Origin of the sequence: Asaia astilbis JCM 15831 (assembly GCF_000613845.1) — a bacterium.
GTDB classification, from domain to species: Bacteria; Pseudomonadota; Alphaproteobacteria; order Acetobacterales; family Acetobacteraceae; genus Asaia; species Asaia astilbis.
Map to the genome: position 1 here is coordinate 275,831 of NZ_BAJT01000002.1, position 7,647 is coordinate 283,477.

At 58.5% G+C, this 7,647-nt stretch carries 5 protein-coding genes and 3 pseudogenes; 1 reads left to right on the top strand and 7 read right to left on the bottom strand.

Features of this window, described 5'->3' with window-relative positions:
• Positions 1 to 169 precede the first annotated feature (169 nt).
• The 4 genes and pseudogenes from JCM15831_RS02640 to metX form a co-directional block, all read right to left on the bottom strand.
• Positions 170 to 1,519, bottom strand: a complete 1,350-nt coding sequence (locus JCM15831_RS02640; RefSeq protein WP_025822519.1) for a DEAD/DEAH box helicase — start codon at positions 1,517 to 1,519, stop codon at positions 170 to 172.
• A gap of 270 nt (positions 1,520 to 1,789) precedes the next feature.
• Entirely contained in the window at positions 1,790 to 2,398 is a 609-nt protein-coding gene (locus tag JCM15831_RS02645; RefSeq protein WP_025822521.1) for a nitroreductase family protein, read from the bottom strand.
• A gap of 127 nt (positions 2,399 to 2,525) precedes the next feature.
• Positions 2,526 to 3,124: pseudogene (gene metW, locus JCM15831_RS16105) on the bottom strand (methionine biosynthesis protein MetW).
• Positions 3,114 to 4,303 (bottom strand): annotated as a pseudogene (metX, locus tag JCM15831_RS16110) (homoserine O-acetyltransferase MetX). Before metX ends, metW begins: the two co-directional pseudogenes overlap by 11 nt.
• Before the next feature lie 838 nt (positions 4,304 to 5,141).
• On the opposite strand from metX, the gene JCM15831_RS22285 reads away from it, so the two are divergent.
• The gene (locus JCM15831_RS22285; RefSeq protein WP_232227959.1) at positions 5,142 to 5,759 is read left to right on the top strand and encodes a glycoside hydrolase family 99-like domain-containing protein; all 618 of its coding nucleotides are present in this window, start codon (positions 5,142 to 5,144) and stop codon (positions 5,757 to 5,759) included.
• Here JCM15831_RS22285 and JCM15831_RS23570 read toward each other — a convergent pair.
• The 3 genes and pseudogenes from JCM15831_RS23570 to JCM15831_RS02675 form a co-directional block, all read right to left on the bottom strand.
• A pseudogene (locus JCM15831_RS23570) lies at positions 5,742 to 6,662 on the bottom strand (tyrosine-type recombinase/integrase); the annotation flags it as partial. The gene JCM15831_RS22285 and the pseudogene JCM15831_RS23570 sit on opposite strands and share 18 nt — an antisense overlap.
• 143 nt (positions 6,663 to 6,805) lie before the next feature.
• Positions 6,806 to 7,054: a helix-turn-helix domain-containing protein gene (locus tag JCM15831_RS02670; RefSeq protein WP_025822527.1), complete on the bottom strand. Its 249-nt coding sequence runs from the start codon at positions 7,052 to 7,054 to the stop codon at positions 6,806 to 6,808.
• Positions 7,051 to 7,554 carry a hypothetical protein gene (locus tag JCM15831_RS02675; protein WP_025822529.1) on the bottom strand — a complete coding sequence of 168 codons (504 nt, stop codon included), beginning with the start codon at positions 7,552 to 7,554 and terminating at the stop codon, positions 7,051 to 7,053. Before JCM15831_RS02675 ends, JCM15831_RS02670 begins: the two co-directional genes overlap by 4 nt.
• Positions 7,555 to 7,647 lie beyond the last annotated feature (93 nt).

Consider the following 7,647-nt stretch of genomic DNA (forward strand, 5'->3'; position numbering starts at 1 on the left):
AGACCGCCGCCTTGCTGAGCGCTGTTCTTGGAACAGGTTATGAGGGGCGAAGAGTGGCCCGACAGAACGCAATAAAAAAGCCCTGAACCTTTCGGTCCAGAGCTTTCTTTCTGACGTGTCAGACACGCAGCGGCCCGATGCTTACATCGAACCGATCAAGTGTGACCGCTTACTTTGAGCGAGGGCGCGAAGGACGTCCCCCACCGCCAGGACGACCGCCTGACGGGCGGCTATCAGAGCGATTCCCGCCATTATTGCGCGGGCCAGAACCCGGACGACCACCGCCGCCACCCGGACGCTGTCCACCACCGCCACGCGGCTGGTTACGTCCTCGGCCACCGCCACCCAGAACGGGCGGACGCATGGTGGAATTCTGGGCTTCATCCGAATGCAGCGGATGATCCGTCACAACAGGGATAGGCTTGCCGATGAGCTTTTCGATATCCTTCAGCCAGGCGCGCTGCTCGGCATCGCAAAGCGAGACAGCCCAGCCATCACGGCCAGCACGCGCCGTACGTCCGATACGATGGACATAGCTTTCAGCCACGTTCGGGAGATCGTAGTTGAAGACGTGGCTTACGTCATCGACGTCGATACCGCGTGCTGCGATATCGGTCGCGACGAGAACCTTGACCGACCCGTCACGGAAACCTGCCATGGCACGCTCGCGCGCACCCTGCGACTTGTTGCCGTGAATTGCTTCTGCCCGAACACCCTCGGCATTGAGGAAGTCAGAGATCTTGTTTGCTTCATGCTTCATCAGCGTGAAGACAACCGCGCGCTGAACCTTGTCATTTTTGACCAGCATCAGGGTCGCTGCACGTTTGTCTTCTGACTTGACGAACATCACCGCCTGACGAATGCGGTCGACCGTCGAGGAAGGCGGCGTGACCTCAACCTTTGCCGGGTCGTTGAGCAGCGAGTGGGCCAGCTCTTCGATCGCCTTGGGCATGGTTGCCGAAAACAGCACGGTCTGGCGGTTCTTGGGAAGCAGCGCCACGATACGCTTGATGTCACGCACGAAGCCCATATCGAGCATGCGGTCCGCCTCGTCGAGAACGAGCACTTCAAGGTCCTGCAGGTCGATATGACCCTGACCGATCAGATCGAGCAGACGACCCGGAGCCGCCGTCAGGACATCGACGCCACGACGCATGGCTTCAACCTGACGCCCTTGTCCCACGCCACCGAAAATGACTGCATGACGCAGCTTCATGTGACGCGCATAGGTCTTGAAGCTGTCATCGATCTGAGCTGCCAGCTCGCGTGTCGGAGCGAGAACCAGAACGCGTGCCCCCTTGGGCGACGCATGGCGCGGCTGGGTCAAAAGGCGATGGAGTGCCGGAAGCGCAAAAGCTGCCGTCTTGCCTGTGCCGGTCTGCGCCAGACCCAGAAGATCACGGCCCTGCAGCAGGTGTGGAATGGCGCCGGCCTGGATCGGGGTCGGGGTCGTATACCCCTCTTCTGTCAAAGCCTGCTGAATAGGCAGGGCAAGCTGTAGATCGGCAAAACTGGTCATATAAAAGGCGCCTCCTCTGGCACGAGCCACATTTGATGCAAATGGCTCACGAGATGACGCCTCTTGGCCCGGACGTCGTAGGGGAAAGAAGAGATCCGGGATTGGCGCAGCACCGCACGGTGAGAGCGTCAGTTACCTGACGTCAGTGCCGACTGAGCCAAATCTGGACCGGGGAGGCCCTCATATAGGCAGAGGCCTCTTCCGACGCAAGCAACAACGCTCACAAAATCCGTGAGCGTCGCAGATTGACTGTCGAAAGCACGAGCCGGGTCAGGAAAACCGGTTCTCGATGACCGTTTCCTCAAGCGGCAACTGGCCGCCATGGGGAGGATACTCAGCAGCATTCTTGCCGATGGCCACAAACATGACGATCTCATGGTCATCAGGTAGATTGATCAGCTTGCCGACGGCCTCGAAGTCGAATCCATCCATGGGGCAGCTCTGATAGCCATGGGCCGCCGCTGCCAGCATCAGGGCGTAAGCCGCCATCCCGGCGGAACGAATGCCCTCGTCACGCTGGAACTGCTCGTTACCGGTATAAACCTTCTCGATCATGCTGGCGTAGCTCGTCTGCATCTTCTCAGGCGCGGCGGCCCAGTAACGCGCCGGGTTCTTTGCCCATGCCTTGACGTCGGCACACAGAACGATCAGGGCGCTTGCCTCCTCAACCTGCGGTTGATTCCACGAGGCCGCGCGGATCTCCTTTCGCAATTCGGGATCGGAGATCACCACAAACCGCCAATGCTGGATGTTGAACGCCGTCGGCGCCTGACGCCCGGCATCCAGAATGGCGCGTAATTCGTGGTCAGGGATGACCACGGTCGGATCGAAGCGTTTGGCGGCGCGCCGCTCGGCAATAGCTGTCAGAATATCGGTCATGAAGCCTCTGCTTTTCTGTCACTCCCGTGCAGGAAGTCAGCCGGGCGACGCGATGATGCAACCAGAAGAGGAATGACGAGTAAAGGGCTATTTCGATCGATATCGAATAAACAGCTTTTGCCCGACGTTACTTGCGCCGCAACAGAAAGAGGGCCTGCTCACCAAAGAGATTGGCAAGCCTGATCGACCGGCGCCAGGGCGCGCGATCGCCCGCTTCGTTGATGGCAAGCCATTGATCGACCACATAGCCTTCAGCTTCACAAAGCTCCAGGAAGTCCCTGATCGTGCAAGGGTGGATATTCGGTGTCTCATACCATGGGGTGTGCCAAACGGTGTTCATCGGCATTCTACCGCTGAACATCATCTGCAGGCGCAGACGCCAATGCCCGAAATTCGGGAAGGAAACGATCGCTCGCCGTCCAATACGGAGCATCTGTCGCAGCACCTCACGCGGCTTCTCGACCGCCTGCAAGGTGCGCTGAAGCACGACGTAATCGAACGCATCATCAGAATAATGGGCAAGATCATGATCGGCATCGCCATGCATGACAGGCAGGCCGTGAGCCACTGACCGTGTCACTTCCCGCATGTCGATCTCGATGCCACGAGCATCGCATTGACGTGTATGGAACAGATGATCGATCAGGCGCCATCGCCACTCCCGATATCGAGAACACGCGTTCCCGGCGCGATCATGCCCGAGATGAGCTGTTGATCAAGACGCATGAGTGTTCCCCAGCCCGGCCTGCTCGGCCGCTCCATTGATAAAGCCCCTCATCGTCCGCTCCAGGTCCGGTTCGTCGAGCAGAAAGGCGTCATGTCCACGATCGCTCTCGATCTCGACAAAAGACACATTCACCCCGGCCTTGTTCAGGGCGCGAGCGAGCAGTCGCGACTGCGATGTCGGGAACAGCCAGTCGGACGTAAAAGAGATGATGCAGAACCGCGTCGCGCAATTGCGAAACGGCGCGGAGAGATCGCCATCGTAATCGGCACTCAGATCGAAATAATCCAGCGCCCGCGTGATGGTCAGATAGGAATTGGCATCGAAGCGACGCACAAAGCTCGACCCCTGATGGCGAAGATAGCTTTCGACCTCGAAGATTTCGCCGAACAGGGAGGCCCCTGTCGCACTAACCTCGGCAGACGGCACAGCGTCGCGTCGGGTACGACGCCCGAATTTCTGGGTCAGGGCTTCTTCGGACAGATAGGTAATATGCGCCATCATACGGGCACAGCGAGGCCTTTGGCAGGAATGGTATCCTGCGCCCAGTAGCGGCCTCCACACCAGTCGGGGTCACCGCAGATCGCCTGACGACTGACCTCGTTGAAGGCGATATTCTGCGCCGAATGGAAAGGAGCGGTTGCGATCGGCATGGCCGCCCCGACCCGCTCGGGGAAACTGGCGACCCATTGGAGAACTTGCATTCCCCCCATCGAGCCGCCAATCGCGGCGAAGAGACGCCCGATACCCAGATGGTCCAGCAACTTTGCCTGAGCGAAAACCATGTCCCGGATCGTGATGGGCGGGAAGTCGGTCCCCCATGGCTCTCCGTTATCCCGCAAGGTCGCTGGACCAGAGGATCCAAGACATCCCCCAAGAACATTGACGCAGATAACGAAAAAACGGTTCGTGTCGATTGCCCGGCCCGGGCCTACCGTCCGGCTCCACCAACCGGGCTTACCCGTTACAGGATGGGGTTCTGCGACGAACTGATCGCCAGTCAGCGCATGACAGACAAGGATCGCATTGTCGCGCTTCGCTGAGAGGGTACCATACGCACAATAGGCAATATCGAGCGGCGCGACGGTTGCACCGCATTCGAGCGTCAGCCCTTCGTCAAGCGTGACACAAAACGACGTTGCGGAGCCCTGACAGCGCGGCTTGCCGTTGGTGTCGTTCACATCTGTGTCTTCAGCGCTGGGTAAAGGCGCAGCGGAATGATGTTGCATGAACTCTCAACTTGCCTGAGTGCGGCCCCTGGCCAAGAGGCCGGGCCACTCGGAGGCCTCATAAGTTAACCCTGTCTTTCCCCGTCCGGCCCCATCGTCGAGGCCCGATCCGGCGTCAGGCCATCAGCTATGCCATTTGCAATGGCACGCTGCAATTCCCTCTCTGTAGCTGTTCAACCGGCACGAAGCCGCTCCGTCAAGGCGGTGGTGGTCGCTGCTGCCAAGAGAAGTGGTCATCACCCTGAAATGCATTTAATGTTTTTTTAACGAATCGCCTCAGGAGACGATGATGCCCAATATTCTCAAAACCATTGGTCACTCTGGGCTTTTCGACACCGCGTTCTACCTCTCCCGCAATCCCGATCTACAGGACATCGGCAGTGGCGCGCTGTCGCATTACCACAATTCGGGATGGCGTGAGGGACGCAAGCCGAACCCTTTTTTCGATCCGCTCTGGTATCTCTCGACCTATCGCGACATCACAGAAGACCCGCTGCATCACTATCTGGTTCGCGGCGAATATGAGGGACGGCGTCCGGTGCCCTGGTTCGATCCGGTCTGGTACCGGCAGGCCAATCAGGTGCCAGTCAACATGAATGCCTTGGCGCATTATCTGGCGAACAGACAGGCTCCTGACATTCGACCCGTGCCGGAATTCGACCCCGCCTTCTATCTCCGCAGCTATCCCGACGTTGCCGCCTCAGGCATGGATCCTGTCGAACATTATATGGTGCAGGGATATCGCGAGGCACGGCGCCCGTTCGAAAAATTCGATCCGGCTTTTTACCGAATGCGTTACTTGCGGCATCAACCAGAGGCGAACCCTTTCCTGCACTGGTTGAGCCATCGACACGAGCCCGGTGTCTTCTCCTGCCTTCCGGATCATGAGACGACCACCGCTCGGGAGATCAGAAGACGCACGCAGCCTGGCCCGGAGTATGAGGAGCGTCACCCTCTTCCCGAGGCTGCGGTGCGACAGGCACGCCTCCTCGCCTATTACCTCCCCCAATTCCATCCCAACGAAGCCAATGACCGCTGGTGGGGAACAGGCTTTACCGAATGGACCAATCTGGCGCGAGGCGTGCCCCGCTTTGCCGATCATTACCAGCCCCGCACCCCGCGCGATCTCGGGCATTATCGACTGGACAACACTGAGACGCTCAAGGCGCAGGCACGCATGGCCCATGAAGCGGGCATAGAGGGTTTCATCTTCTACCATTACTGGTTCGAGCGGCATAAAGTGTTTTATTTCAAGTGGTTACCGGTCGGTTTCCTGCGGTTTCCAATAGGAGGTTTCCAGTTTCAATATGGCATCTTCCGCAAGACGTCGCTGGTCAAACGATCGCGTGTAGTGCTCAACCATTTTCAAGCTTTTGTGCCCCGTAATCGAGGCAATCTCGTGCGTTGAACATCCGGCCTCAGCCAGCAGAGTCGCCGCAAGCTTTCTCAGTCCGTGGATGCTGAAGCCCCTGGGCAATATTCCCCGGTCGTGAGCATCATTGATTGATCTGGTGAGGTTATAGACTGTCAGGGGGCCGCCTCTGATTCCCGTCAGGATCGTTTCAGCCGTCTTCGGCCACTCAGCCATAGCAGCGCCTAGAACCGGGTGGATGGGTATGTGCAGTTCCATCCCCGTCTTTGCTTGCCTGACAAAGATCGCGCCTCGGTTGATGTCGCTCCACTTCATGGCGCATAGGTCAGTGCGCCGCTGGCCAGTGAAGAGAGCCAGCATGACAGTCCGCGACATGTGGGGCGGAAGATTCGCAATTGCATCACGCGCAAGCTCCTTCGACCACGCCTTGAAAGGCTTGTAAGCGAGCATCCCGATCCGCGCGGCCGCATTGGCCTCCACCCACTCACGATTAAGCGCCCATGACAGAAACGCGCTTGTTGACTGCGTGAACTGGTTCGCCGCTCCTGTGCCCCGAGTTCGAGCTATGGTGTCTCGGATCGTTAAGATCTCCCGTCGTCGCAACTCACGTATTGGCACATTGCCAATGCGCTCCAGCTCCATGAGGTAGAGCAGACGTCCTTTCTTCGTGCTTGGCTTGGTGGCTGCCCATTCAGGGCTCCCGGTATAGAGCCGGAGAACAGCAGCTATGGTGCCAGAGGCCGGGCCTCGTGGCGTCGAGACCTTGCCTTTCTTCGGGTAGCGGTATTCCTTAACCGAGCCGTCTGCGAGCGTCTTTCGAACGATCTTTACGTCTTGCGGCATCTCGTTCGATTTCTTCACAGGCTCTTTGCACCATATCGCTCGTTGATTTTGACGTGGAGATGCCGCTTGCCTCCAACATAACGGCATCGATTGCATGAATGTCCCAGCGTGGGGAGCGCGGCCCCAGGTGCAGAGACGGCTGCGGAAGCTTCCCCTGCTGAACGAAGCGGGGGAGCATGTTCGTCGTCGTGCAGAGTCTCCGGGCCAAAGCGGCCCGGTCTAGCCAGCGGTCAAGCGTCTCACCCATAAGCCCCCTCCCTCTGGTGCTCAGCGAAATCCGCGTAGATCTCGGCCATCATTGCAGCCGGAGCCTTGAGAGCGACCATAACGCTCAAGACCGTGTTGATAGTGCTGTTCTGTCCCTTGAGAAGAAATCCCAGCGTGCTCGTAGCGATCCCGGCTTCGACGGCTACGCTCTCTTGCGTTCTCCCTTGTGCGACGATCAGGCGCCGGATGCGCTCGCCTAGGAGGCGGTTGAAGGGGGTCATGAACTCTTGCCCTCTCGGATCAGCTTCCCGAGGGATATCAGCTCGTCATGAAGCTCTTCATCTGCGCCGGACAGGACCATATTGCAGTCATCGTCCGTATCCTCTTCGCCGCGCTCTCTGAGGATTTCTTCCGCCTTTCCGAAGCACACACTGGCGCAGCGTTCGCGTTCCAAGCGCACAGACTCAGCAACGATAGCAGCGATATCCTCCGGGAATGGCCCGTGTGGCCTGATGGGGCGGCCTTCAGCCTCGTGCTGCCAAGGTACGGAAGTCCAGACCCAAGCCCCATCTTCTTGCTGAACTTGCCAAGCTATTGATGCCTGCCATTTCTTCTTCTCTTCCTCGGCGTTTCGCTCTGCTCCTCTCTCTTCCGCCTCGGCCAGCTCTCGCTCGAAGTAGAGACGGGTTGCGATCTGCATTCCCTTCACCCATGTGTCATCGAAATAAAGCCCGTTGATCTGCTGCTGCCTCGTTCTCGGCTTTTTGTTCTTTTCGGTCATGCGCTCCACCCCTTGATCTTTTCGTAACTGCGGATAACCGCGAAGATATCACCCTGTGACAGGTCGTGTGCAGTCTCGCTCATTTTCTTCAGA

What these genes read in the sequence shown, in the direction of transcription:
- JCM15831_RS22285 (WP_232227959.1), top strand. Translation starts at nt 5,142, where the DNA reads ATGCGTTACTTGCGGCATCAACCAGAGGCGAACCCTTTCCTGCACTGG.
- JCM15831_RS02640 (WP_025822519.1), bottom strand. Translation starts at nt 1,519, where the DNA reads ATGACCAGTTTTGCCGATCTACAGCTTGCCCTGCCTATTCAGCAGGCT.
- JCM15831_RS02675 (WP_025822529.1), bottom strand. Translation starts at nt 7,554, where the DNA reads ATGACCGAAAAGAACAAAAAGCCGAGAACGAGGCAGCAGCAGATCAAC.
- JCM15831_RS02670 (WP_025822527.1), bottom strand. Translation starts at nt 7,054, where the DNA reads ATGACCCCCTTCAACCGCCTCCTAGGCGAGCGCATCCGGCGCCTGATC.
- JCM15831_RS02645 (WP_025822521.1), bottom strand. Translation starts at nt 2,398, where the DNA reads ATGACCGATATTCTGACAGCTATTGCCGAGCGGCGCGCCGCCAAACGC.